At 57.7% G+C, this 1,361-nt stretch carries 1 protein-coding gene; it reads left to right on the top strand.

What is annotated here, in order from left to right; genetic code table 11:
- Window positions 1-52 precede the first annotated feature (52 nt).
- Window positions 53-1,300 (top strand): IS256 family transposase, encoded by a 1,248-nt coding sequence (locus NJG22_RS24395; protein WP_253098488.1) that lies wholly within the window; start codon window positions 53-55, stop codon window positions 1,298-1,300.
- Window positions 1,301-1,361 lie beyond the last annotated feature (61 nt).

The following is a 1,361-nucleotide window of genomic DNA, read 5'->3' as shown; positions in this document are numbered from 1 at the left end:
GAGGGTGTCAGAAATTTTGTGTTCGGGCATAACATGAGTAAGAGGTGCATGTATGCCAACCAAAAAGAAACCCCTGCGTGACCTGCCCAAAATTCCCAAGGAGCTGCTAGAGCAGTTCGGTGAGGGCCTGATGACTGCAGAGGCTATCGAAGATGCCTCTGCGGCGTTCAAGAAGGCCTTGATCGAGCGCGCCCTGAGTGCCGAACTCGGCCACCACCTGGGCTATCCGCCGGGCGCGCAGCGCCCAGAGGATGAGACCAACCAGCGTAACGGCAAGAGTGGCAAGACGGTTTTGACCGGCGATGGCCCCCTGCGGCTGGAAATCCCCCGTGATCGAGACGGCAGTTTTGCGCCGATTCTGATCCCTAAGCATGAGCGGCGTTACACCGGTTTCGATGACAAGATCATCGCCATGTACGCTCGTGGAATGACGGTCAGAGAGATCCGCGCCTTTCTGTCCGAGCAGTATGGGACGGACGTTTCACACGATTTCATCAGCTCTGTCACAGACGAGGTCATGGACGAAATTGGCGCGTGGCAACAGCGGCCGCTGGAGCCCATGTATCCGGTCATTTTCTTTGATGCTCTGCGGGTGAAGATCCGCGAAGAAGGCCTGGTGCGCAACAAGGCCATTTACCTGGCGCTGGGCGTTCTACCCGACGGGACGCGCGATATCTTGGGCATCTGGATCGAGAACACCGAGGGTGCGAAGTTCTGGATGAAGGTCTTTAACGATCTCAAGACACGTGGTGTCGAGGATGTGCTGATTGCCGTGACCGATGGCCTCAAAGGCATGCCAGAGGCTCTCAGCGCCGTGTTTCCAGAGACGACGCTGCAGACCTGCATCGTGCACCTGATCCGCAACAGCCTGGACTACGCGGCCTGGGACAAGCGCCGGGCACTGGCCAAGGCGTTGAAGCCGATCTACCAGGCCATCAATGCAGAAGCGGCTGAGCAGGCACTCGATGAGTTTGAAAACGGGCCCTGGGGCAAGCAGTATCCAACGGTCGTTGCGGCCTGGAGACGCGCCTGGGATCGAGTGATTCCCTTCTTTGTCTTCCCACCAGCCATCCGGAAAGTGATCTACACCACCAACGCCATCGAGAGTATCAATGCCCAACTGCGCAAGATCATCAAGACCCGAGGCCATTTCCCGAACGATGACGCAGCTACCAAGCTGATCTGGCTGGGGCTGCGAAACATCACGGCGAACTGGGGCTCAGCGGCGCATGATTGGAAAAGTGCGATGAATCAATTCGCGATTTTGTACGGAGATCGGTTCATCAGGCCGACCTGGTGAAAGTCGAGCCTGCCTGACGGCAGGCCGTTACCGGCCCGCACACAAAAAATCTGACACTTCC

Origin of the sequence: Pseudomonas sp. VA159-2 (assembly GCF_024126635.1) — a bacterium.
GTDB classification, from domain to species: Bacteria; Pseudomonadota; Gammaproteobacteria; order Pseudomonadales; family Pseudomonadaceae; genus Aquipseudomonas; species Aquipseudomonas muyukensis.
This window is presented reverse-complemented; position numbering and strand designations above follow the sequence as displayed.